20 protein-coding genes are annotated in these 22,909 nt (G+C 73.2%); 6 read left to right on the top strand and 14 right to left on the bottom strand.

Annotated elements, in window-relative coordinates:
• The first annotated feature begins 694 nt into the window (after nt 1-694).
• A complete protein-coding gene (gene trpS, locus ACIQFU_RS34660) occupies nt 695-1,705 on the top strand; it encodes a tryptophan--tRNA ligase (RefSeq protein ID WP_402556985.1) in 1,011 nt (336 codons plus the stop codon).
• Here the strand turns inward: trpS and ACIQFU_RS34655 are convergent.
• Nucleotides 1,660-2,700 carry a GlxA family transcriptional regulator gene (locus tag ACIQFU_RS34655; protein ID WP_402556983.1) on the bottom strand — a complete coding sequence of 347 codons (1,041 nt, stop codon included), beginning with the start codon at nt 2,698-2,700 and terminating at the stop codon, nt 1,660-1,662. The two genes, trpS and ACIQFU_RS34655, sit on opposite strands and share 46 nt — an antisense overlap.
• Nucleotides 2,701-2,774: 74 nt before the next feature.
• Between ACIQFU_RS34655 and ACIQFU_RS34650 the strand changes: the two genes are divergently transcribed.
• Complete coding sequence (locus tag ACIQFU_RS34650; protein WP_402556981.1) at nt 2,775-3,359, top strand: cysteine hydrolase family protein; 585 nt, start codon at nt 2,775-2,777, stop codon at nt 3,357-3,359.
• A 37-nt stretch (nt 3,360-3,396) separates the two neighbouring features.
• Here ACIQFU_RS34650 and proC read toward each other — a convergent pair whose 3' ends face one another.
• The 7 genes from proC to ACIQFU_RS34615 form a co-directional block, all read right to left on the bottom strand.
• Entirely contained in the window at nt 3,397-4,209 is an 813-nt protein-coding gene (gene proC / locus ACIQFU_RS34645) for a pyrroline-5-carboxylate reductase (RefSeq protein WP_402556980.1), read from the bottom strand.
• 236 nt (nt 4,210-4,445) lie between these two features.
• Complete coding sequence (locus tag ACIQFU_RS34640) at nt 4,446-5,246, bottom strand: ABC transporter permease (protein WP_402556978.1); 801 nt, start codon at nt 5,244-5,246, stop codon at nt 4,446-4,448.
• Nucleotides 5,243-6,073, bottom strand: a complete 831-nt coding sequence (locus ACIQFU_RS34635; protein ID WP_402556977.1) for an ABC transporter ATP-binding protein — start codon at nt 6,071-6,073, stop codon at nt 5,243-5,245. The genes ACIQFU_RS34640 and ACIQFU_RS34635 overlap by 4 nt, the downstream gene beginning before the upstream one ends.
• A gap of 46 nt (nt 6,074-6,119) precedes the next feature.
• Nucleotides 6,120-6,941 carry a class I SAM-dependent methyltransferase gene (locus ACIQFU_RS34630; protein WP_402556975.1) on the bottom strand — a complete coding sequence of 274 codons (822 nt, stop codon included), beginning with the start codon at nt 6,939-6,941 and terminating at the stop codon, nt 6,120-6,122.
• A gap of 664 nt (nt 6,942-7,605) precedes the next feature.
• A complete protein-coding gene (locus ACIQFU_RS34625; protein ID WP_402556974.1) occupies nt 7,606-8,109 on the bottom strand; it encodes an EamA/RhaT family transporter in 504 nt (167 codons plus the stop codon).
• Between the two features lie 41 nt (nt 8,110-8,150).
• On the bottom strand, nt 8,151-8,834 hold the full coding sequence (locus ACIQFU_RS34620; RefSeq protein ID WP_402556972.1) for a DUF4232 domain-containing protein: 684 nt from the start codon (nt 8,832-8,834) through the stop codon (nt 8,151-8,153).
• Nucleotides 8,835-9,000: 166 nt separating this feature from the next.
• Entirely contained in the window at nt 9,001-9,333 is a 333-nt protein-coding gene (locus ACIQFU_RS34615; protein ID WP_402556971.1) for an SH3 domain-containing protein, read from the bottom strand.
• Between the two features lie 182 nt (nt 9,334-9,515).
• Here ACIQFU_RS34615 and ACIQFU_RS34610 point away from each other — a divergent pair, with 182 nt between their 5' ends.
• Nucleotides 9,516-11,645: a PQQ-binding-like beta-propeller repeat protein gene (locus tag ACIQFU_RS34610; protein ID WP_402556969.1), complete on the top strand. Its 2,130-nt coding sequence runs from the start codon at nt 9,516-9,518 to the stop codon at nt 11,643-11,645.
• 25 nt (nt 11,646-11,670) lie between these two features.
• Here the strand turns inward: ACIQFU_RS34610 and ilvD are convergent, their stop codons facing one another.
• The 4 genes from ilvD to ACIQFU_RS34590 all read right to left on the bottom strand — a co-directional run bounded on the left by ilvD (nt 11,671) and on the right by ACIQFU_RS34590 (nt 16,175).
• A complete protein-coding gene (ilvD, locus tag ACIQFU_RS34605; protein ID WP_402556967.1) occupies nt 11,671-13,524 on the bottom strand; it encodes a dihydroxy-acid dehydratase in 1,854 nt (617 codons plus the stop codon).
• A gap of 120 nt (nt 13,525-13,644) precedes the next feature.
• The gene (locus tag ACIQFU_RS34600) at nt 13,645-14,256 is read right to left on the bottom strand and encodes a TetR family transcriptional regulator (RefSeq protein WP_402556966.1); all 612 of its coding nucleotides are present in this window, start codon (nt 14,254-14,256) and stop codon (nt 13,645-13,647) included.
• A complete protein-coding gene (locus tag ACIQFU_RS34595) occupies nt 14,253-15,110 on the bottom strand; it encodes a sugar phosphate isomerase/epimerase family protein (RefSeq protein WP_402556965.1) in 858 nt (285 codons plus the stop codon). The genes ACIQFU_RS34600 and ACIQFU_RS34595 overlap by 4 nt, the downstream gene beginning before the upstream one ends.
• Before the next feature lie 132 nt (nt 15,111-15,242).
• Nucleotides 15,243-16,175 (bottom strand): Ppx/GppA family phosphatase, encoded by a 933-nt coding sequence (locus ACIQFU_RS34590; protein WP_402556963.1) that lies wholly within the window; start codon nt 16,173-16,175, stop codon nt 15,243-15,245.
• Nucleotides 16,176-16,270: 95 nt separating this feature from the next.
• Between ACIQFU_RS34590 and ACIQFU_RS34585 the strand changes: the two genes are divergently transcribed.
• Entirely contained in the window at nt 16,271-17,083 is an 813-nt protein-coding gene (locus ACIQFU_RS34585) for a hypothetical protein (protein WP_402556961.1), read from the top strand.
• Nucleotides 17,084-17,325: 242 nt separating this feature from the next.
• Here ACIQFU_RS34585 and ACIQFU_RS34580 read toward each other — a convergent pair whose 3' ends face one another.
• On the bottom strand, nt 17,326-19,104 hold the full coding sequence (locus ACIQFU_RS34580; protein ID WP_402556959.1) for a hypothetical protein: 1,779 nt from the start codon (nt 19,102-19,104) through the stop codon (nt 17,326-17,328).
• A gap of 245 nt (nt 19,105-19,349) precedes the next feature.
• On the opposite strand from ACIQFU_RS34580, the gene radA reads away from it, so the two are divergent.
• Nucleotides 19,350-20,759, top strand: coding sequence for a DNA repair protein RadA (gene radA / locus ACIQFU_RS34575; RefSeq protein WP_054100914.1), 1,410 nt, complete (start codon nt 19,350-19,352; stop codon nt 20,757-20,759).
• Between the two features lie 81 nt (nt 20,760-20,840).
• Complete coding sequence (disA, locus tag ACIQFU_RS34570; protein WP_007452217.1) at nt 20,841-21,965, top strand: DNA integrity scanning diadenylate cyclase DisA; 1,125 nt, start codon at nt 20,841-20,843, stop codon at nt 21,963-21,965.
• An 18-nt stretch (nt 21,966-21,983) separates the two neighbouring features.
• On the opposite strand, the gene ACIQFU_RS34565 is transcribed toward disA, so the two are convergent.
• Nucleotides 21,984-22,841 (bottom strand): hypothetical protein, encoded by an 858-nt coding sequence (locus ACIQFU_RS34565; protein ID WP_402556957.1) that lies wholly within the window; start codon nt 22,839-22,841, stop codon nt 21,984-21,986.
• Nucleotides 22,842-22,909: the final 68 nt, after the last annotated feature.

Here is a 22,909-nt window from a genome sequence, read left to right as displayed (position 1 = left end):
GACTTTTGGCACGCTGTTGAGTTCTCAAGGAACGGACGCTTCCTTTGTACTCACCCTCTCGGGCTTTCCTCCGGGCGCTTCCCTTCGGTCTTGCTATCTTGCGTTTCCGACTCTATCAGATCTTCCCGATCCGATTTCCTCGGTGCTTTCCAGGTTCACGCTTTCGCGTTTCCCTTTCCGGCGGTTCCGACTCTATCAGATCCTTTCGGGCTCTGATTTCCCGTCAGAGGGGGTTGCCGTCCCGGCTGTTGGGCCGTTTCAACGAGGTGAGACTCTAGCGGACTCCCGGCTCCCGAGCTAATCGGGGGCCGCGTTCTTTCGAACGTGGATTCCTCATTCCGTAAATACACGCACCGACAGGACGACGACGCCGACAGTGCGACTGTTCATCGAAGAGTGGTTGGTACTCGCGGAATCGCTGTCCGGGGACCGACCGGGGTCGGCGCTCACGTCGGACAACTCGGAGAACACTAGGAGTGCCGGGCAGTCGTGTCAAATCCCGGGTGGTGGGGGTCGGGCGGGCGTACTGTGGGGCTCGTGACGACGCGTACGTGTAGCCAGCTCTGGTGGGCCGCCTGACGGCGGCCGTACACACGTATGCACTCGACGGCCGCCGCTTCGGCGGCCGTTCTCGTATCTCCCTCCAGGAGGGGCGGCCGGCGGGTGGCGGCGGCCCTGACCAGGAGGTGGAGAGATGACGCGGGTCTTCAGTGGGGTCAAGCCGACCGGGCACCTGACCCTGGGGAACTACCTGGGAGCGATGCGGCGGTGGGCCGCGGTGGACCAGCACCGGTCGGACGCGTTGTTCTGCGTGGTCGACCTGCACGCGCTGACCGTGGACCACGACCCGGCGCGGGTGCGCAGACTGAGCCGGCAGGCGGCGTCGCTGTTGCTGGCGACGGGGCTGGATCCCGAGGTGTGCACGGTGTTCGTGCAGAGTCACGTGGACGAGCACGCCCGGCTGTCGTACGTACTGGAGTGCGTCGCGACCGACGGGGAGATGCGGCGGATGATCCAGTACAGGGAGAAGGCCGCGCGGGAGCAGGGGCGGGGCGGCAGCGTGCGGCTGTCGCTGCTGACGTATCCCGTGCTGATGGCGGCGGACATCCTGGCGTACGGGACGGACGAGGTGCCGGTCGGGGACGACCAGACGCAGCACGTGGAGCTGGCGCGGGATCTCGCGGTGCGGTTCAACCATCGGTACGGGCACACGTTCGTGGTGCCGCGGGCCACCGGTCCGGCGGTGGCGGCGCGGGTCATGAACCTGCAGGAGCCCGCGTCGAAGATGGGCAAGAGCGACGACGTCGGGCCGGGGATCGTCTATCTGCTCGACGAGCCGGACGTGGTGCGGAAGAAGGTCATGCGGGCCGTCACCGACAGTGGACGTGACGTCGTCTACGACCCGGAGGAGCGGGCGGGGCTCGCCAATCTGCTGGAGATTCTCGCCGCCTGTACCGGTGGGGATCCGGCGGAGCTGGCGGGTGGGTACGACTCGTACGGCGCGTTGAAGAAGGACACCGCGGAGGCGGTCGTCGAGGTGCTGCGGCCCGTGCGGGAGCGGCACAAGGAGCTGTGCGCCGATCCCGGGTATGTGGAGCGTGCCCTTCGGGACGGGGCCGAGAAGGCCCGGGCGATGGCGCGGCCGACCGTGGACGCCGCCTACCGGGCGATCGGGCTGCTGCCTCCGGTGAACGCGGCGCGGTAGGCGCGGGGGCTGGTGGCGAGGCGTGCTGCGAAGTGCTGGCGCATCATGACCTCGCTGCCGAAGCCGGCCCGGCGGGCGACCTCGGGCATGGGCAGGTCGGTGCGTTCGAGGAGCTTCTGGGCCGCGGCGATGCGCTGGTCCAGCAGCCAGCGCAGCGGCGTGGTGCCGGTGGCCGCCGTGAAGTGCCGGGCGAAGGAGCGCGGGGACATGCCGGCGCGGGCGGCCAGGTCGGCGACCGTGAGGGGCTCGTCGAGGTGGCGCAGGGCGTGTTCGCGGACGCCGGCGAGGGCGTCGGCGTCCCGGTCCGCGTGCCGGGTGGGGTGCTCGATGAACTGGGCCTGGGTCCCGGTGCGGAAGGGTGCGGTGACCATCGAGCGGGCGATGGTGGCGGCGGCCTCGGCGCCGTGGCTCAGCCGGATCAGGTGGAGGCAGAGGTCGATACCGGCTGCCGTGCCGGCGGCGGTCCAGATGTTGTCGTCCTCGATGAAGAGGGCGTCGGGCACGACGGTGACCCTGGGGTGGTGGGTGCGCAGGAGGTCGAGCAGCCGCCAGTGGGTGATGGCGCGGCGGCCGTCGAGCAGCCCGGCCTGGGCGAGGGTGAAGGCGCCTCCGCACAGCGCGGCGACGGTGGTACCGCGGGCGTGGGCGCGGCGGAGGGCGGCGAGGACCGGCGCGGGTGCCGGGGTGAGGTGGTCGTCGAGGCCGGGGACGACGACGAGGTCGGCTTCCGCGAGCCAGTCGAGGGGGCGGTCGGGGTGGAGGGCGAGGCCGCCGCGCATCGGAACGGTGGTGGTGTCGTCGGCGGCGACTCGGCGCAGGTCGAAGGCGGGGGCGCCGCGGTCGGTACGGTCGGTGCCCCAGACCTCGGTGATGACGGCGACGTCGAAGGCGCGGATGCCGGGGAAGGCCACGAGGGCGACGCGGTGGGGGGCCGGTGCCGATGCCGGTGCTTCTGCTTTCGTCGCTGCTTCTGCTCTCCCTGCTGCTCCTGCCATGGGTGGCAGTAAATCATCGATCGCAGACTTTCGGACCTCTGGGGTGCCGAGTCGCCGGGCGGCACGATCGGGGCATGGACATCGCCGAGAACGCAGCACTGGTGGTCGTGGACGTGCAGCAGGGCTTCGAGGAGCTCGACTTCTGGGGTACGCGCAACCACCCGGAGGCGGACGACAACATCGCCGCCCTCATCGACGTTTGGCAGTCGACCGGGCGGCCGGTCGTGTTCACCCGGCACGACTCGGTCAAGCCCGGGTCGCCGTTGCGGGTCGGGTACGAGGGGAACGGCTTCAAGGAGTACGTGGAGAAGCGGCGGGGGAAGGGCGGCGGGGCCGAGCTGCTGGTCACGAAGACCGTGAACTCGGCGTTCCTCGGCGAACCGGATCTGGGGGCGTGGCTGCGGGCGGCGGGGATCTCGCAGATCGTGCTGGCCGGGATCCAGACGAACATGTGCGTCGAGACGACGGCGCGGATGGGCGGGAACCTCGGGTACGAGGTCGTCTACGCTTTCGACGCGACGTACACCTTCGGCCTGGAGGGGCCCTTCGGCTGGCGGCAGAGCGCGGACGAGCTGGCGCGGGCGTCGGCGGTTTCGCTGCACGGGGGCGGCTTCGCCCGGGTGGTGCTGACGGAGGACGTCCTGACCGCCGCGCGGTGAGCCCCCGCGGGGGCTCGTGCCGGTCGTCTCCCGGGGGTCAGTCCTTGGTGCCGGAGGCCAGTTCGCGGCTGCGGTCGCGGGCGGCCTCCAAGGCCGCGATGAGGGCGGCGCGGACGCCGTGGTTCTCCAGTTCGCGGATGGCGTTGATGGTGGTGCCGGCGGGGGACGTGACGTTCTCGCGGAGCCTGACCGGGTGCTCGCCGCTGTCGCGGAGCATCTTCGCGGCGCCGATCGCGGACTGGACGATCAGGTCGTGGGCCTTGTCGCGGGGCAGGCCGAGGAGGATGCCGGCGTCGGTCATGGCCTCGACCAGGTAGAAGAAGTACGCCGGTCCGGAGCCGGAGAGGGCGGTGCAGGCGTCCTGCTGGGACTCGGGGACGCGCAGGGTCTTGCCGACGGCGCCGAAGATCTCCTCGGTGTGGGTCAGGTGGGCGGCGGTGGCGTGGGTGCCGGCCGAGATGACGGACATGGCCTCGTCGACGAGGGCCGGGGTGTTCGTCATGACGCGGACGACCGGGGTGCCGGGGGCGAGGCGTTCCTCGAAGAAGGCGGTGGGGATGCCCGCCGCGCCGCTGATGACGAGGCGGTCGGCGGGGACGTGGGGGGCCAGCTCGTCGAGGAGGGTGCCCATGTCCTGCGGCTTGACCGTGAGGATCAGGGTGTCGGCGGACTTGGCTGCCTCGGCGTTGGTGACCGGGGTGACGCCGTGGCGGGCGCGGAGTTCGTCGGCGCGTTCCCGGCGGCGGGCGGTGACCAGGAGGTCGGCGGGGGCCCAGCCGGCTCCGATCATGCCGCTGAGGAGGGCTTCGCCGATCTTGCCGGTGCCGAGGACTGCGACTTTCTGGGTCATGGGTTCGGTGCCCTCCGGTGCCCTGGCTGTTCTTGGGTGCGTTGTGCGTTGTCGGCATCCTCGCATTCGGAGGGGTGGGTGGGGTGTCGCGTCCAGTCTGCGGGACGGTGGTGGTGGGTGCCGCCAGGTATTTTTCGCCCCCGCCGCCCCTTCCCGTCCCGTCCCTGGGGGCTGCCGCCCCCCAGGCCCCCGCCTTTCGGCCTGGACGGCCTCGTCCTCAGGCGCCGGACCGGCTGTTATGCCGTTCGGCGTTTCAACGTGGCCGCGCCCAGGGCCAGGACCAGGAGGGCGCAGCCGGCGACGATCAGGGCGTCGCGGACGAAGGTGGCGGTCATGTCGGTGTGGCGCAGGACCTCGTTCATGCCGTCCACCGCGTAGGACATGGGCAGGACGTCGGAGACGGCCTCCAGAGCCGGGTGCATGTTGTCGCGCGGGGTGAAGAGGCCGCAGAGGAGGAGCTGGGGGAAGATCACCGCCGGCATGAACTGCACCGCCTGGAATTCCGAGGCCGCGAAGGCCGAGACGAAGAGGCCGAGTGCCGTGCCCAGCAGGGCGTCGAGCAGCGCGACGAGAAGGAGCAGCCAGGGGCTGCCGGTGACGTCCAGGCCCAGGAACCAGACGGCGAGGCCGGTGGCGAGGGCCGACTGGACGATGGCGAGGGCGCCGAAGGCGAGGGCGTATCCCGCGATGAGGTCGCCTTTGCCCAGGGGCATGGCGAGGAGGCGTTCGAGGGTGCCGGAGGTGCGCTCGCGCAGCGTCGCGATGGACGTCACCAGGAACATCGTGATCAGCGGGAAGATGCCGAGGAGCGAGGCGCCGATGTTGTCGAAGGTGCGCGGGCTGCCGTCGAAGACGTAGCGCAGCAGGAAGAGCATCACGCAGGGGATCAGCATCAGGAGCGCGATGGTGCGGGGGTCGTGGCTCAGCTGGCGCAGGACGCGGGTCGCGGTGGCCGTGGTGCGCGTGAGGCTCAGGGGGCGGGTGGGAGCCGGGGTCGGCGTCGCGCGGGTGGGTGCGGGGGCCGTGGGGGTGGTCATCGGGTGGACTCCTTCGTGCGGGCCGCCGTCTGCGCCCTCGCCTCGTCGACCAGGTGGAGGAAGGCCTCCTCGACCGTCTCGGAGCCGGTGCGGGTGCGCAGGGCGTCGGGCGTGTCGTCGGCGAGGACCTCCCCCTCGCGCATCAGGAGCAGCCGGTGGCAGCGCTCGGCCTCGTCCATGACGTGGGAGGAGACCAGGAGGGTGGCGCCGCGGTCGGTGGCCAGGGAGTGGAACAGGGTCCACAGGTCGCGGCGGAGTACGGGGTCGAGGCCGACCGTCGGCTCGTCGAGGACGAGGAGTTCGGGGGCGCCCAGGAGGGCCACGGCGAGGGAGACGCGGCTGCGCTGGCCGCCGGAGAGGTTGCCGGCCAGGGAGCCGGCGTGGGTGGTGAGGTCGACGTCGGTGATGACGCGGGTGACGTCCTCGCGGCGGTGGGCGGCGGCGGCCCGGCCGGGGTGGAGGATCTCGGCGAAGTAGTCCAGGTTCTGGCGGACGGTCAGGTCGTCGAAGACGGACGGGGCCTGGGTGACGTAGCCGATGCGGGTACGCAGGGCCGGGTGGCCGGCCGGGCGGCCGAGGACGTCCAGGGTGCCGGCGACCTTGGCCTGAGTGCCGACGACCGCCCGCATCAGGGTCGACTTGCCGCAGCCGGAGGGGCCGAGGAGACCCGTGATCCGGCCGCGCGGGACGGTGAAGCCGAGGCCGCGCAGGACGGTGCGGGTGCCGCGTACGACGGTGAGGTATTCGGCGTGGACGGCGGGTGGGGTCTGGGCGTCGCCGCGCCCGTCGGGTGGCCGGGAGGAGTGTTCCGGCGAGTAATTCATCATGTGATGAATACTCCTCCCGGGCACCCACGGCGTCAAGGCGTCGCCGTCAGGCCGTCGAGGTCGTGGCGAGGAGGAGGTGGACGTCGTACGTCTCCTCGACGAGTCCGTCCGGGAAGACCGACAGCAGGTGACGGCGCTCCTCGGCGAAGAAGGCCGCGACGCGTTCCTCGGTGTCGGTCAGGAAGACCGAGTGGCTTCCGAGGTTGGCCAGGTGGATGTCGAGGGGGACGCGCCGGCTCCAGCGGACCTCGCGGTGGACGAAGTCCAGGCTGCCGCTCGGGTCGGCGAAGCGGGCGTTGAAGTTCCGCTTCTCGGCGGCGAGGTTCAGGCCCGCGAAGTGCCGGTCGACGCGTCGTGCCGAGTCCGCGATCCACGGCACGTCGTGGGCGTCGGTGTTCCACCACAGCGCCAGCGCGCCGCCCGGACGCAGCACACGCCGCGCCTCCGGGACCGCCAGGGCGGGGTCGGTCCAGTGCCAGGCCTGGGCGTAGGTGAGGAGGTCCGCGCTGTGGCCTGCTAGGGGGAGGGCGTTGCCGTTGCCGCGCACCACGGGCACGCCGGGGAGGGTGCGGCGGAACTCGGCGGCCATGCCGGCGCCGGGTTCCACGGCGATCACGTCGGCACCGCGTTCGCGCAGGCGGGCGGTGGCGAGGCCCGTACCGGCGCCGACGTCCACGACGCGGGCGCCCTTGAGGGGACGGCCGGTCAGCTCCTCCAGCACGTCGAAGAGGGCGGGCGGGTAGGAGGGCCGGTTGGCGGCGTACTGGGCCGCGGCGGCGTTGAAGGAATGGGCGCGGGCACTGTGGCGGGCCTGCGCGGGGCCCGCGGCGGGCGTGGCCGGGCCGTCCGGAGTCAGCGGTGTCGTCATACGGCCATGGTGGCCGGGCGGGGCGGGGTGGAGCAGGGCGTTTCGGGGAGCGTCGGGGAAGGGGCGATCACTCGCTCGACCCGGGCCCCGCCTCACGCCCCGCGACTCCGGCCCCGGCCTGCCGCACCGGCTTCGGCTCCGGCTTCGGCTTCGGCTCCGGCTCCGGCTCCGGCTCCGGCTCCGGCTCCGGCTCCGGCTCCGGCCTACCGCTCCGGCCCCGGGCCAGGCCCCGGCCTGCCGCTCCGGCTCCGGCCTGCCGCTTCGGCCCCGGCTCCGGCTCCGGCCTGCCGCTTCGGCCCCGGCTCCGGCTCCGGCCTGCCGCTTCGGCCCCGGCTCCGGCTCCGGCCTGCCGCTCCGGCTCCGGGCTCCGGGCTCCGGGCTCCGGGCTCCGGGCTCCGGGCTCCGGGGTCCGGGTCCGGCGTGCGCCGCCTCGCGTCTCGCGGGTCCCAGCACGGCTCTGCAGCCACCGCTACCGGTCCCCGGCCTTCGGCCTACCGACCCCACTTCGGGGCCCCGGCCCCGCGTCCCCGGCCTCGGACACCTCGCCGCCGGGCCTCCGCTTGCCGCCACCCGGCTCCAGCGCCCCGGTTCCGATCGCCGGTGGGCGGCCTACCCTGCCGGATCACCGCCCGCGGGCCCCGCTCCCGTTGACGCTTCGCCCCGGCTACTTCCGGCGGCGCTTCTTCGACGGGTTGCCCGTGCGGCGGGTGGTGCGCTTCTCGTAGTTCTCGCGGGCCTTCTCGTACTCCGCGCGGTGCAGTGCCTCGCCCGGGGCCTCGGTGAAGGTGCGGAAGAAGTAGGCGAGGAGGGAGCCGACGAAGCCGATGGCGAGCAGGCCGCGCATGGAGGCCTGGCGGTCGGGGTCGGGGCGGCTGGTGAAGGCGGACCAGGAGTGGCGGAAGGCCAGGGCGCTGCAGACCGCGAACATCACGATCATCAGCAGCGAGACGAAGCTGCCGATGTCGGCGATCTGGAGGCCCTGGTAGGCGACGCGGAGCACGAAGCAGGCGGCGGCCGCCACGACGAGTGAGCCGACGGCGAGGCCCACCCGGCGGGCGGTGTAGCCGTTGTCGTGGTTCACCCAGGTCGTGCCGTAGAACCTGAGGGGTTCGGGGCGGGGGCCCGCAGGGGTGTCCGGGGTGCCGTTCTTGCCGTTCTCTGCGCTCACGGGTCGATTATGGCGCGCGCCTCTCGGAGCGTGCGGTGCGGTCAGCCGCCCTGGCCGGCGCTGCCCATCGGGCCGACCTGCACCGGGGTGCCCGAGCCGTCGGTGACGGGCAGGCTGGCGGCGCCCGGCCAGTCGAGGGTGACCGACTTGGTCTCGTTCGGCGGGGTCACGACCAGGCCCGTGATGCGGACGCCGGAGCCGCCCGTGTCGTTGATCGGGTAGGTGATGCCGAAGGTCACCGTGTCACCGTCCGCGAGGACGACCGTCGGGGCCTGCTCGCCCGTGCGCTTGGCGGACAGCGATCCCGCGTTCGTCTTCAGGTCGACGCCCGCGTAGCCCGCGAGCGTGCAGTCCCGGCCGCCGCCGTTCTTCAGGTCCACCGCGACGGTGCCCCTGTCGTCGCCGCCGACCGTGGCGTCGATCGCCGTGATCTCCAGCTCGTCGGTGCGGCACTTGGCGGCCTTGCCGTCCTCGGCGCCGCCGGTCCCGCCCGTCCCGCCGTTCGCGTCGGTCCCGCCCGTCCCGTTGGGGGTCTTCCCCTCGGAGTCCGTCCCGCCGCCCTCCTGGTCCGAGCCGGCCGGTCCGGAACCGCCGTCCGAGGAGGACGGAGCGGAGGCGGAGGGCGGGGTCGCGCTCTGGTCCGTGCCGTCGTCGTTCTGGCAGGCCGTGAGCGAGAGACCGGCGGCGAGGGCCATGGCGGCGAGGGTCAGCTTGCGAACGCGCATCGTTGTCCACCTCAGAGTCGGTTGGCGTGCCGGTCCGCCCCCATCCTTGGGTGCGGGCGGCGTTTCCGACCATGAAGAGCCACTCGGCCCGGCACGCCGTTCCCCCCGGCGACCTCCTAGTACGTCGCTGAGACAGCGCTGTTACAAGGTCAGCGGGGCGCCACGCTCAGCAGCGCGGAGCCACGTAGCCGTCGCTGCCGGTGCGGACGTACGCGTCGGAGACGTACTGGCCGCTGCCGATGTTGTCCCAGATGTTCGAGGTGCCGTAGGGGCCCGAGACCCGCTCCCCCGCGCGCTGGCAGCTGATGGCGACCCTGGAGCCCTCGGACAGGACGCGCACCAGGCGGTAGTTGGTGCCCGGACCGCTGCGGACGTTCAGGCGGTAGCCCGGCGCGACCGGGTAGGAGAGCAGGGCCGCGGTCGCCGCGACGGCTCCCTCGTGCGTCCCGACCGCTTCCTCTTCCCTGTCGCCGATGTTCCGGACCTGGTCGACCGACATGTGGAACTCCCCCCGTTGCGCCCCACGACTGTCGTGGGGGACCGTTGATACCCCGAGAACAAGCCATGAAACACCAGTTCGCAAGTCGCACACGGACGTCGGCAGGCCGCCTCTGTCCCGTACGCCCCATCGACTAGGCTCCGAGCATCGCTCGCGCGAACGAACAGCACGGGGGTGGTTCCATGGCGCCGCAGCGGGATGCCGGAGCGGACGCGGAAGCGGAACTTCCGGAGTACGCCGGTCACTACCGTCTGGAGTCCCGTCTGGGCTCGGGCGGCATGGGCGTCGTACATCTGGCCCGCAGCACCTCCGGGATGCGCGTCGCGGTCAAGGTCGTGCACGCCACGTATGCCAGGGATCCCGAGTTCAGGGGGCGTTTCCGGCAGGAGGTGGCCGCGGCCCGGCGGGTGAGCGGGGCCTTCACGGCGCCGGTCGTGGACGCCGATCCGGAGGCCGGGCGGCCCTGGATGGCCACGCTGTTCATCCCCGGCCCGACGCTCTCCGAGCACGTGAAGCGGAACGGGCCGATGGACGAGCCACAGTTGCGGCGGCTGATGGCCGGGCTCGCCGAGGCGCTGCGCGACATCCACCGGGTCGGCGTGGTGCACCGGGACCTCAAGCCGAGCAACGTCCTGCTCGCCGAGGACGGGCCGAAGGTCATCGACTTCGGTATTTCCCGGCCAAAGGACAGCGAACTGCGGACCGAGACCGGGAAGCTGATCGGCACGCCGCCGTACATGGCGCCCGAGCAGTTCCGGCGGCCCCGGGAGGTGGGGCCGGCGGCCGACGTCTTCACCCTCGGGTCGCTGATGGTGCACGCGGCGACCGGGCGCGGGCCCTTCGACTCCGACAGCCCGTACGTCGTCGCCTACCAGGTCGTGCACGACGAGCCCGAACTGACCGGCGTACCGGACTCGCTCGCACCGCTGGTGCTGCGCTGTCTCGCCAAGGAGCCCGAGGACCGGCCGACGCCGGACGAGATGATGCGGGAGCTGCGGTCGGTGGCGGCCGCCTACGACACACAGGTGTTCATACCGGCTCCGCGGACCGAACCGGACCGGACCCCGCACGGGGCCGGCGGACCCGCGCCGCAGCCTCCCGCCGAGCCGTCCGCACGGCGGTCCCGGCGGGTCGTACGGCGGCTGGGGAAGCGGTCGGTGCTCGTCGCGGGGGCGGTGTGCCTCGCCGTGGCCGGGAGCCTCGTGGCCGTGCAGGCCTTCGGCGGTGCCGAGCCCGCGGGCACGCCCACCGCGCAGAGCGCGCCGGGCGGGTTCGGGACGTGGGAGGCGGTGCCCGCGGCGAAGGACGGCGGGATGCCGCAGTGCTCGTACGCGGAGCGGCGGCTGCTGTGCGCGCGGCCGGGGCTGGTCTTCGCCCTCGATCCGGCCGACGGGAGCACGCTGTGGCGGCACCCCGTCGAGGAGGCCGTACGGAGCGAACCACCGGTCGTGTCGGGCGGGCTCGTGCAGCCCGAGGTCGGCCTGCTGGGCCCGCTGGAGGCGCTCGACCCCGCGACGGGTGAGCCGGAGTGGCAGGAGGACATGCCCGCCTACGACGGACTGCGCACCGTCGGCGACATGCTGCTGCTCACCCGCGCCGACGGCACGGTCACCGGCGTGGACAGCGCCTCGGGGAAGACGAAGTGGACGCACCGGATCCCCGGGCAGTCCGTGCCGTACTTCACCTCGTTCCCCGGGGAGCGGCGCCCGGCGGCGTACGCGACGAGCCAGAGCGGCGACGGGAAGCGGACCCGGGTGACCGCGGTGGACCCGGCGAGCGGAGACGTGCGCTGGGACGCGGAGTTGGCGGGGACGCTCACGCCCTTGGGGGCGGCGGACGGGTCCGTGTTCCTCGTCGCCGAGGGGGCGGCCTACGGCGACGTCAGGGCCGTGGTGCGCTACACGCCCGCCACCGGTGCGACCCGGCGGGTGGCGCTGCCGGTCCCGGTCGAGCAGGCGCAGGCCGGGGTGCACGGGGACACCGTGTACCTCATGGGGGCCGGCGGTTCGCTCGTCGCCGTCGACATGGCGGCCGGGAAGCAGGCGTGGCGGCTGGAGACGGGGGTGAGCCGGGGTTCGGCGCCGGTCTCCGACGGGCGGCACGTGTACGTCACCGCGCCCGACGGGCGGCTCCTCGGCGCCGACGCCCGCGAGGGCAGGCTGCTCGGGCAGACCCGGCCCCGGCTCGGCGCCGAGTCCGACAAGGTGCCCGCGTCGCTGCCGGCGCCGCTGCTCGCGGGCGGGCACGTGTACGCCGGGGCGCCGGACGGGACCGTGTTCGGGGTGGCGGGGCGGGACCCGGGGACCTGGTAGGCCCGGGGGTCCCGCGTGGCGGGCGTCAGCCCAGCTTGCTGACGTCGCGGACGGCGCCCTTGTCGGCGCTGGTGGCCATCGCGGCGTACGCCTTCAGGGCCGCGGACACCTTGCGGTCGCGGTTCTTCGGGGCGTACACGCCGTTCAGCGCCTGCTCGCGGCGGGTCAGCTCGGCGTCGTCCACGAGCAGCTCGATGGAGCGGTTCGGGATGTCGATGCGGATGCGGTCGCCGTCCTCGACCAGGGCGATGGTGCCGCCGGCCGCCGCCTCCGGCGAGGCGTGGCCGATGGACAGGCCCGAGGTGCCGCCGGAGAAGCGGCCGTCGGTGACCAGGGCGCAGGCCTTGCCGAGGCCGCGGCCCTTCAGGTAGGAGGTCGGGTAGAGCATCTCCTGCATGCCGGGGCCGCCCTTGGGGCCCTCGTAGCGGATGACGACGACGTCGCCCTCCTCGACCTGCTGGGTGAGGATCTTCTCGACGGCCTCCTCCTGCGACTCGCAGACGACCGCCGGACCCTCGAAGGTCCAGATGGACTCGTCGACGCCGGCCGTCTTCACCACGCAGCCGTCGACGGCGAGGTTGCCGCGCAGCACCGCCAGGCCGCCGTCGACGGAGTAGGCGTGCTCGACGGAGCGGATGCAGCCGCCCTCGGCGTCCTCGTCCAGGGAGTCCCAGCGCTCGGACTGGGAGAAGGCCTCGGCGGAGCGGACGCAGCCGGGGGCCGCGTGCCACAGCTCGACGGCCTCCTGCGCCGGGGAGCCGCCGCGCACGTCCCAGGTCTTCAGCCAGTCGGCCAGGGACGGGCTGTGCACGGAGTGGACGTCCTCGTTGAGCAGGCCGCCGCGGTGCAGTTCGCCGAGCAGGGCGGGGATGCCGCCGGCGCGGTGCACGTCCTCCATGTAGTACGTGCGGTCCTTGGCGACGTTGGGCGCGACCTTGGCCAGGCAGGGGACGCTGCGCGAGAGGGCGTCCATCTCGGTGAGGCCGTAGGAGACCTCGGCCTCCTGGGCGGCCGCCAGCAGGTGCAGGATCGTGTTGGTGGAGCCGCCCATCGCGATGTCCAGCGCCATGGCGTTGCCGAAGGCGGCGGGGGTGGCGATGCTCCGCGGCAGGACCGAGTCGTCGTCCTGCTCGTAGTAGCGGCGGGTGAGGTCCAGGACCGTGCGGGCCGCGTTCTCGTAGAGCGCCCTGCGGGCGGTGTGGGTGGCCAGGACCGAGCCGTTGCCGGGCAGGGAGAGGCCGATGGCCTCGGTCAGGCAGTTCATCGAGTTGGCGGTGAACATGCCGGAACACGAGCCGCAGGTGGGACAGGCGTTCTCCTCGATGCGGAGGATGTCCGCGTCGGAGATCTTGTCGTTGACCGCCTCCGACATCGCGTCGACCAGGTCCAGCGTGCGGACCGTGCCGTCGACCAGGGTGGCGCGGCCGGACTCCATCGGGCCGCCGGAGACGAAGACCGTCGGGATGTTCAGGCGCAGGGCCGCGTTGAGCATGCCCGGGGTGATCTTGTCGCAGTTGGAGATGCAGATCAGGGCGTCGGCGCAGTGGGCCTCGACCATGTACTCCACGCTGTCCGCGATCAGGTCGCGGGACGGGAGGGAGTAGAGCATGCCGCCGTGGCCCATCGCGATGCCGTCGTCCACGGCGATCGTGTTGAACTCGCGCGGGATGCCGCCGGCCGCGACGACGGCCTCGCTGACGATCCGGCCGACGGGGGCCAGGTGGGTGTGGCCCGGCACGAACTCCGTGAAGCTGTTGGCGACGGCGACGATCGGCTTCCGCCCGATGTCCGCGCCGGGTACACCGGAGGCACGCATAAGGGCGCGGGCGCCCGCCATGTTGCGGCCGTGGGTGACTGTGCGGGACCTCAGTTCGGGCATCGTCGCTCGCTCCTTCGGAGAGTTATGACTGCCGTCGAGCGTACGCCGGTCATCCAGGGGTCGGGACGGGGTGTCCGGAATGCGGGACGCGCGTCTCGCCGTACGCCGTCGTCGGGACCCTCAGGGTCCGGTGAGGTGCCCCTGCACGACCGGTGCCAGGCGGGCGACGATCTGCTCCGGGTCGGCCGAGGCCAGCGGCTCCACCTTGATCACGTAGCGGAGCATCGCGCATCCCACCAGCTGCGCCGCGGCCAGCTCGACGCGCAGCTCCGCGTCCGGGCGCTCCAGCCGGGCCGCCACCCGCCGCATCACCTGGGCGGCGATCAGGCGGCGGAAGACCGCGGCGGCGGTGTCGTTGTTGACCGCGGAACGGACGATGGCCAGCACCGGCTTGCGGGTCGTGGGGTTCTCCCACACGCCCATGATGAACCGGGTGAGCTGCTCCCCGATCCCGTCGAGGGGGCCGTCGCCGATCGCGTCGGGGGCCTTCAGGGCGGGCGCGAAGGCGACCTCGATGGCCGCCTCGAAGACCCGCTCCTTGGTGCCGAAGTAGTGGTGCACCAGCGCCGGGTCCACACCCGCCGCCTTGGCGATGCCGCGCACCGAGGTCTTCTCGTAGCCGCGCTCGGAGAACTCCTCGCGGGCCGTGGTGAGGATGCGGTCGCGGGTGTCCCCGGCCTCCGTACGGGGCGGGCGGCCGCGGCGGCGGGTGGCCCCGCCGGCCTCGCTCACCGGAGCTCCGTCCACGCCGCCGGGCCCCCCGCGACCGGGGACGCCGACTGCGCGAGGTGCTTCCGGGTGAAGGCCAGCGCCTCGGCGAGATCGGCCTCACGTTCGGCGCCGGACATCGCGCGCCTGGTGTTGACCTCGATGACGACGTGGCCGTCGAAGCCGGTGCGCGTGAGGTGCTCCAGCACCTCGGCGCAGGGCTGGTTGCCGCGGCCGGGGACGAGGTGCTCGTCCTTGGCGGAGCCCTTGCCGTCGGCCAGGTGGACGTGGCCGAGGCGGTCGCTCATGCGGTCGATCATGCCGAGGGCGTCGGTGCGGGAGGTCGCGGCGTGGCTGAGGTCGATCGTGAAGTGCCGGTAGTCGTCCTTCGTCACGTCCCAGTCGGGGGCGTACGCCTGCATCTCGCGGTCGCGGTAGCGCCAGGGGTACATGTTCTCCACGGCGAAGCGGACGTCCGTCTCGTTCGCCATCCGCCAGACGCCGTCGACGAAGTCCCGCGCGTACTGGCGCTGCCAGCGGAACGGGGGGTGGACGACGACGGTGGACGCGCCGAGCCGCTCGGCGGCGGCGCGGGCGCGCTGGAGCTTGACCCAGGGGTCGGTGGACCAGACGCGCTGGGTGATGAGCAGACACGGTGCGTGCACGGCGAGTATCGGCATGCGGTGGTAGTCGCTGAGCCTGCGCAGCGCGTCGATGTCCTGGCTGACCGGGTCCGTCCAGACCATCACCTCGACGCCGTCGTAACCGAGGCGCGCGGCGATCTCGAAGGCCGTCGCCGTCGACTCCGGGTAGACGGATGCCGTCGACAGGGCGACCTTCGCGTCCGGGGGGCGGACTGCGTCCCTGGGTTTTGCCACGGGGGTCAGGGTACGGGGTGTCCTCCGGGGGGCGCGGGGTGCCCAATCGCCGTTGTGGTCATTGCCATAGGTGGCGGGTGCGGGTGCGTCGTGGCTTGTCGCGCAGTTCCCCGCGCCCCTTCGGGGGCGCGTTCATCCCTGACCCATGTGGTCCAGGCGGCGCAGGATCACGCCCTCCCTCAACGCCCACGGGCAGATTTCCAGGCTCTCCACGTGGAAGAGGTCCATCGCGGCCTCGGCCACCAGGGCGCCGGCCAGGAGCTGGTTCGCGCGGCCCTCGGAGACGCCGGGCAGTTCGGCGCGTTCGGCGCCGGTCATGGCGGCCAGGCGGGGCACCCAGGCCTCCAGGGAGGCGCGTTTCAGCTCGCGCTGGACGTAGAGGCCCTCGGCGGAGCGGGCGGCCCCGGCGATGCGGGCCAGCTGCCGGAAGGTCTTCGAGGTGGCGACCACGTGGTCGGGGGCGCCGAGGCGGCTGAACTCACCGACCGTCCGGGCGATCTCCGTACGGACGTGGCGGCGCAGCGCCCTGACGTCGTCGGGGTGGGGCGGGTCGTCCGGCAGCCGGCCCGCGGTCAGCCGGCCCGCGCCGAGCGGCAGCGACACGGCGGCGTCCGGTTCCTCGTCGAGGCCGTAGGCGATCTCCAGGGAGCCGCCGCCGATGTCGAGGACCAGCAGCCTGCCCGCGGACCAGCCGAACCAGCGGCGGGCGGCGAGGAAGGTGAGCCGGGCCTCCTCGGCGCCGCAGAGGACGGTCAGCTCGACGCCGGTGTCGGCGCGCACGCGCGCGAGGACGTCGTCGGCGTTGCTCGCCTCGCGCACGGCGGAGGTGGCGAACGGCAGCAGGTCCTCCACGCCCTTGTCCTCGGCGGCCTGGAGCGCCTCCCGGACCACCGCGACCAGCCGGTCGACGCCGTCGGGGCCGATCGCCCCGTCCTCGTCGAGGAGCTGGGCGAGGCGCAGCTCCACCTTGTGCGAGTGGGCGGGCAGCGGGCGGGCGCCGGGGTGCGCGTCCACCACCAGCAGATGCACCGTGTTCGAACCCACGTCGAGGACACCGAGTCTCATGTACGGAACGCTACTGCCGGCGGCGCTCGCGGTGGTCCCGTCCGTGGTGTCGTCCTTGGTCCCGTCCCGCCGCTCCGGCGACTTACCCTGGAGCCGTGCCAAAGACGAAAAAGGCGAAGGACGAAAAGTCGGCCAAGAAGGACAAAAAGCGCAACGTGGGTGACGAGCAGGGGCTCGACTTCGCGCGCGCGTGGGTGGAGTTCCCGGATCCGGCGGACGACGAGCAGGTCTTCCGGTGCGATCTGACATGGCTGACCTCCCGCTGGAACTGCATCTTCGGCAGCGGCTGCCAGGGCATCCAGGCGGGCCGCGCGGACGACGGGTGCTGCTCGCTGGGCGCGCACTTCTCCGACGAGGACGACGAGAAGCGGGTCGCCGGACATGTGGCGAGGCTCACTCCGGACATCTGGCAGCACCACGCCGAGGGCACGCGGAACGGCTGGACCTCCGAGGACGACGAGGGCTCCCGGCAGACCCGGCCCTTCCAGGGCTCCTGCATCTTCCAGAACCGGCCGGGATTCTCCGGGGGCGCGGGCTGCTCGCTGCACATCCTGGCGCTGAAGGAGGGCCGGGAACCGCTGGAGACCAAGCCCGACGTGTGCTGGCAGCTGCCGGTCCGGCGGACCTACGAGTGGATCGACCGGCCCGACGACACGCGCGTCCTGCAGGTGTCGATCGGCGAGTACGACCGGCGCGGCTGGGGTCCGGGCGGTCACGACCTGCACTGGTGGTGCACGTCGGCGACCTCGGCGCACGGCGCGGGCGAGCCCGTGTACGTCTCCTACCGGCCGGAGCTGATCGAGCTGATGGGCAAGGCGGGGTACGACCGGCTGGCCGAGCTGTGCGAGGAGCGGCTGGCCTCGCAGCTGCCGTTGCTGGCGCCGCACCCGGCGGACCCCGCCCGCTGAGACCGGCTCCGGACCCGCCCCGGGGTCTGTCCGGCGCATCGGGCCGCAGGACGCAAACGGCGCCTCGTCGGCGCCGGTGAGCGGGGCCCGGGGTGCGCGGCTGCGCGGCGGAGGAGGGCGCCCTCGCGACGAGGACCCCTCCTGCGCGAGCGAAGCCGAGCGCGGGCAGGCGGCGGCCGACGGCGCCGCGGATGCCGTCCCGGACCCCGCGTCCGCGGCCTGACCCGCAGGACCGACCGGCCTCAGGAGCCGGACGGGCCGGGGGTGCCGGTGTCGCCGTCGCCCGGCGGTGGTGACGAGCCGTCCGGGCCGCCGGTCGGGGACGGCTCGCCGGTCGTCGGGTCCGGGCCGGCCGACGTCGGCGGCGGGTCGTCGGTGGGCGTCGGGTCCGGGTCGGTGGGCTGCGAGGTGGACGGGTCCGGGTCCGGGCTCTGGCCCGGATGGGACGGGGACGCGGTGTCGTCGGGCGTGCTGGGGCGCGGGCCCGGACGGGACGGGGTGGGCGCGGGGCCGTAGCCCCGGATGGTCACGACGGCCCCGGCGGGCGAGACGGCGACCCGTGCGCTCCAGTGGCCGGACGGCTCGCGCAGGTGGTCGACGTACACCCGGACCGTCACGGACCCGCCCGGGCGCAGGGTGCCCGAGGACTGGCTCAGATAGAGCCAGGCGGCGCCGACGGACGCGGACCAGCGGACCGGGGCGTCGCCGGTCGCGGTCAGGGTGACCAGCGTGGTGTCGCCGTCGTGGCCGGCCGTCACCCCCAGGTGGCCGGTGCCCTTCTCGCCGGCACCGGAGACTCCGACGACCTCCACGGAGACGTCGGCCTCCCCGTTCCCGCCGAAGCCGGTGCCCGCGCTGGTGCTGGCGTTGCCCGCGTTCTCGTAGCCGCCGCCCGGCGACTCGCCGCTCAGGGCGTCCGGGTCCTGCGCCTCGCTGGCGCTGGCAGAGCGGCCGTCCTCGCCCTCGACGACGGGGGTGCCCCGGTAGGCCGCCCACAGGGCGAGGACCGGGGCCGCCACGACGGTGGCGACGACGGTGGTGGTGACGGCACGCGCGCGCAGGCGGTCCCGCCGGGCCGCGCGGTCCTTGGGATCCATCGGGAAGCCGCGCCGGTCGAAGCGGGGGGCGTTGCCCCGCGCGCGGGAGGCGTGGGCCGGGGCTCCGCGCAGGGCCGTGCGGGGGGCCTCCAGTACGGGCAGCTCGGCGGGGGTGACGCTGGTGCCGGGCCAGCGGCCGGGGATCGCGCGCTCGGCGGTACGGCGGCAGCGCGGGCAGTCGTCCACGTGCCGGACCAGCTCGCGGCGCAGGGCGCTGCTGAGGACGTAGCGGTTGTCGCCGGTCAGGCGGGCGACGCCCGCGCAGGTGCCGGTCTCGACCACGGCGAGGGCGGCGCGGGTGCGTTCCACCTCGCAGGCCGCGGAGGCGAGCAGCTCCCGGGCTGCGGCCGGCTCCATGCCCAGGACGGCGGCGACCTCGTGCGGGGCGAGGTGGTGGCGCACGGCGAGTTCGAGGGCCTCGCGCTGCTCGGGGGTGGTGCCGGCGGCCTCGGGCCAGGCGAGGAGGGTGAGTTCGCTGCGGTGGCGCCGGTGGGCCTCCTCCTGGGCGGGGGTCGTGGGCGCCGTGGGAGCGGTGTCGGGTCCGGGGTCCGTGGTGGGGCGGCCCGCCGCGTGGCTGCTCGGACGTTTCTGCTTGGCCTCGGCCAGCTTGCGCAGGCACGCCCAGCGGGCCAGCGCGTACAGCCAGGCCCTCCGGTCCGCCGCGGACGCGGGGCCGCGGTGGCCGCGGCGCTCGGCGAGCGCGAGGACGTCGCCCAGGGCGGCGGTCGCGGCGTCGTGGTCGCAGAGCACGGACAGGCAGTACGTGAACAGGCCGTCCAGATACGCGTCGTACGCGGCGTACCGCGCGGGCGGGCGCTGCGCCGGCGGCTGTGCCAGCGCCCTCGCCGCGGCGCGGTCACGCGCTTCCCGGTGCGCCCGGTGTGCGCCGGTCGTGCGGGTCGTGGTTTCCGGACTGCTCCTCATCACTCGGCGACCGTAGGGGGCCATGGGTGGCGCGAACTGGCGCGTTGGACACTTTTAATCCGTACGGGTGAAACGATCCCTCATAAGGGGACAGGAAGCTGTTCTTCCGTGGCCGGGGCGGGGTCGTGGTCGCCCGTTCGTGGCCGCCGCGGGCGCCCTTGCCCGGCCACGGCCGCCCGCGCGGAGCGAGCGGGGGAACACGGACCGCGGGGTCCGCTGTCAGTGGCGGCGGTTACGGTTCGTGCATGGCTGCCCGTACGAAGTCCGCCAAGGAACGGCCGTCCTACCGCTGCACCGAGTGCGGCTGGCAGACGGCCAAGTGGCTCGGCCGCTGCCCCGAATGCCAGGCCTGGGGCACGGTCGAGGAGTACGGCGCGCCCGCCGTGCGCACGACCACGCCGGGGCGCGTGACCACCTCCGCCGTGCCGATCGGGCAGGTCGACGGCCGGCAGGCGACCGCCCGCTCCACCGGCGTGCCCGAGCTGGACCGGGTGCTCGGCGGCGGCCTGGTGCCCGGCGCCGTGGTGCTCGTCGCGGGCGAGCCGGGCGTCGGCAAGTCCACGCTGCTGCTCGACGTGGCGGCCAAGTCCGCGAGCGACGAGCACCGGACGCTGTACGTCACCGGTGAGGAGTCGGCGAGCCAGGTGCGGCTGCGGGCCGACCGGATCCACGCCATCGACGACCATCTGTATCTCGCCGCCGAGACCGACCTCGCGGCGGTGCTCGGGCATCTGGACGCCGTGAAGCCGTCGCTGCTGATCCTGGACTCCGTGCAGACGGTGGCCTCCCCCGAGATCGACGGCGCCCCGGGCGGCATGGCGCAGGTGCGGGAGGTCGCGGGCGCGCTGATCCGGGCCTCCAAGGAGCGCGGCATGTCCACGCTCCTCGTGGGCCACGTCACCAAGGACGGGGCCATCGCCGGGCCCCGGCTGCTGGAGCACCTGGTGGACGTGGTGCTGCACTTCGAGGGCGACCGGCACGCGCGGCTGCGGCTGGTGCGGGGCGTCAAGAACCGGTACGGGACGACGGACGAGGTCGGCTGCTTCGAGCTGCACGACGAGGGCATCACCGGGCTCGCCGACCCCAGCGGGCTGTTCCTCACCCGGCGGGCCGAGCCGGTGCCCGGCACCTGTCTGACCGTCACCCTGGAGGGGCGCCGGCCGCTGGTCGCCGAGGTGCAGGCGCTGACCGTCGACTCGCAGATCCCCTCCCCCCGGCGCACGACCTCCGGTCTGGAGACCTCGCGGGTGTCGATGATGCTGGCCGTCCTCGAGCAGCGCGGGCGCATCAGCGCCCTGGGCAAGAGGGACATCTACAGCGCGACGGTCGGCGGGGTGAAGCTCTCGGAGCCGGCCGCCGACCTCGCCGTCGCGCTGGCGCTGGCGAGCGCGGCCAGCGACACCCCGCTGCCCAAGAACCTCGTCGCGATCGGCGAGGTCGGCCTCGCCGGAGAGGTGAGACGGGTCACGGGCGTGCAGCGCAGGCTCTCCGAAGCGCACCGGCTGGGCTTCACGCACGCCCTGGTACCGGCCGATCCGGGCAGGGTCCCTGACGGCATGAAGGTCCTGGAAGTCGCGGACATGGGGGACGCCCTGCGGGTGCTTCCGCGCTCGCGTCGCCGAGAGGCCCCACGGGATGAGGGGGACCGCCGGTAGACTTTGCCCTGGTCTCGCCCGTCCGTACGACCGAATGTGCGACACGGGAGTGCCAGAAGAACCTGCGACCGGAGGAGTGCAGTGGCAGCCAACGACCGGGCAGCAGCTCCCGGAAAGTCCGGTGGGAGTGCCGGTGCCGATGGCCTGATGCGCGCCTCACTGAGCGCCGTTGCGCCCGGTACGTCCCTGCGCGACGGCCTGGAGCGGGTCCTGCGCGGAAACACCGGCGGTCTGATCGTGCTGGGTTCCGACAAGACCGTCGAGCAGATGTGTACGGGCGGTTTCGTGCTGGACGTCGAGTTCACCGCGACCCGGCTGCGCGAGCTGTGCAAGCTCGACGGCGGCATCGTGCTGTCCTCGGACCTGTCGAAGATCCTGCGGGCGGGGGTGCAGCTCCTCCCGGACCCGACCATCCCCACGGAGGAGACCGGCACCCGGCACCGTACGGCGGACCGGGTCAGCAAGCAGGTCGGGTTCCCCGTCGTCTCGGTGTCGCAGTCCATGCGGCTGATCGCGCTGTACGTGGACGGGCAGCGACGGGTCCTTGAGGACTCCGCCGCCATCCTGTCCCGGGCCAACCAGGCTCTGGCCACCCTGGAGCGGTACAAGCTGCGGCTCGACGAGGTGGCGGGCACCCTCTCGGCGCTGGAGATCGAGGATCTGGTGACGGTCCGGGACGTCTCGGCGGTCTCCCAGCGCCTGGAGATGGTGCGCACGATCGCCACCGAGATCGCCGAGTACGTGGTGGAGCTGGGGACGGACGGGCGGCTGCTGGCCCTGCAGTTGGACGAGCTGATCGCCGGTGTGGAGCCCGAGCGCGAGCTGGTCGTGCGGGACTACGTGCCCGAGCCGACCGCGAAGCGGTCCCGTACGGTCGCGGAGGCGCTCGTCGAGCTGGACAAGCTCAGCCACGCCGAGCTGCTGGAGTTGCCGATGGTGGCGCGGGCGCTGGGCTACACCGGCTCGCCCGAGACGCTGGACTCGGCGGTGTCGCCGCGCGGCTTCCGGCTGCTGGCCAAGGTGCCGCGGCTGCCCGGCGCGATCATCGACCGGCTGGTGGAGCACTTCGGCGGTCTGCAGAAGCTGCTCGCCGCCAGCGTCGACGACCTGCAGACGGTGGACGGCGTCGGCGAGGCGCGGGCCCGCAGCGTGCGCGAGGGGCTGTCGCGGCTGGCGGAGTCCTCGATCCTCGAGCGTTACGTCTGAGCCCCCGGGCGCGTACGGTCAGTCGCTCTTGAGCACGAACGACGTCCGTACCTTCTCGAAGCCGGCCGCCTTGGCCTCCACCAGGTAGGTGCCCGCCTTGGCCGAACCCGCCGGAGGCGTCCCGCACTCGGGAGCGCTCGGCCTGCGGTCCCACTTCACGGTGTAGCCGATGCCGCTGCCGGCGGCCACCCGGTACCGCAGGCTGCCCTTGCCCTCGACACAGTCGTCGGAGGCCCAGTACGCGTCGTCCGCGCCGGCCGGGGTGATCGTGAACACCGTGTGCTCGGGGCCGAGATCGACCTTGCAGTCGCTGCCCGAGGTGTTCCGCGCGGTCAGTTCGAAGGCCGGGGTCTGTCCGGGCGAGTAGTTGTTGCGGACGCTGCGCAGGCTCAACTTCACCGCTCCGGGCGTGCAGTTGGGCAGGGCAGTCCCGGCCGGCAGCGCGTCGCCCGCGCCGACACCGGTCACCGCGCCGCCCGCGGAACCCTCGCCGGCGCCACCGCCCGACCCGTCACCGCCACCGGAGCCGCCGCCCGACTCGCCGCCGCCGGACCCCGATCCGCCGTCCGAGCCGTCGCCGCCACCGGAACCCGCCCCGGATCCCGAGCCGTTGGAGTCCCCGCCCCCCGACTCGTCGCGGCCGCCCGGTGCCTGGCTGATCGCCGGGCCGGAATCCGAGGGGCCCGGAGTGATCGACGGTGCCGGGTTCTTGCCGTCGGCCCCGTCCTTGCCACCCTTGCCGCCGCCTCCGCCGCCGGAGACCACGATCCAGGTGATCAATAGCGCCAACAGGGCGAAAAGAGACAGCAGTACGGCCCTCCGTCGCCAGTAGATGGAGGAGGGAAGCGGCCCGACCGGATTGCGCAGAGATCCCACGGCGCAAACTGTACGAGAGATCGGCGCGTTCCCCCGTCCCACCCGCCGTTCGGGCTCGCAACTTTTAC

The organism is Streptomyces sp. NPDC093065 (assembly GCF_044754585.1).
Classification (GTDB): Bacteria; Actinomycetota; Actinomycetes; order Streptomycetales; family Streptomycetaceae; genus Streptomyces.
Note: the sequence above shows the minus strand (reverse complement) of the source record. Positions and strands in the feature narration are given on the sequence as shown.

Excerpts from the sequence above, each read along its gene's own strand:
- ACIQFU_RS34620 (WP_402556972.1), bottom strand. The coding sequence starts at position 8,834 with ATGCGCGTTCGCAAGCTGACCCTCGCCGCCATGGCCCTCGCCGCCGGT.
- ACIQFU_RS34615 (WP_402556971.1), bottom strand. The coding sequence starts at position 9,333 with ATGTCGGTCGACCAGGTCCGGAACATCGGCGACAGGGAAGAGGAAGCG.
- ACIQFU_RS34590 (WP_402556963.1), bottom strand. The coding sequence starts at position 16,175 with ATGAGACTCGGTGTCCTCGACGTGGGTTCGAACACGGTGCATCTGCTG.
- ACIQFU_RS34630 (WP_402556975.1), bottom strand. The coding sequence starts at position 6,941 with ATGACGACACCGCTGACTCCGGACGGCCCGGCCACGCCCGCCGCGGGC.
- ACIQFU_RS34650 (WP_402556981.1), top strand. The coding sequence starts at position 2,775 with ATGGACATCGCCGAGAACGCAGCACTGGTGGTCGTGGACGTGCAGCAG.
- proC (WP_402556980.1), bottom strand. The coding sequence starts at position 4,209 with ATGACCCAGAAAGTCGCAGTCCTCGGCACCGGCAAGATCGGCGAAGCC.
- ilvD (WP_402556967.1), bottom strand. The coding sequence starts at position 13,524 with ATGCCCGAACTGAGGTCCCGCACAGTCACCCACGGCCGCAACATGGCG.
- radA (WP_054100914.1), top strand. The coding sequence starts at position 19,350 with ATGGCTGCCCGTACGAAGTCCGCCAAGGAACGGCCGTCCTACCGCTGC.
- ACIQFU_RS34580 (WP_402556959.1), bottom strand. The coding sequence starts at position 19,104 with ATGAGGAGCAGTCCGGAAACCACGACCCGCACGACCGGCGCACACCGG.
- ACIQFU_RS34655 (WP_402556983.1), bottom strand. The coding sequence starts at position 2,700 with ATGGCAGGAGCAGCAGGGAGAGCAGAAGCAGCGACGAAAGCAGAAGCA.
- ACIQFU_RS34610 (WP_402556969.1), top strand. The coding sequence starts at position 9,516 with ATGGCGCCGCAGCGGGATGCCGGAGCGGACGCGGAAGCGGAACTTCCG.
- ACIQFU_RS34640 (WP_402556978.1), bottom strand. The coding sequence starts at position 5,246 with ATGACCACCCCCACGGCCCCCGCACCCACCCGCGCGACGCCGACCCCG.
- ACIQFU_RS34635 (WP_402556977.1), bottom strand. The coding sequence starts at position 6,073 with ATGATGAATTACTCGCCGGAACACTCCTCCCGGCCACCCGACGGGCGC.
- trpS (WP_402556985.1), top strand. The coding sequence starts at position 695 with ATGACGCGGGTCTTCAGTGGGGTCAAGCCGACCGGGCACCTGACCCTG.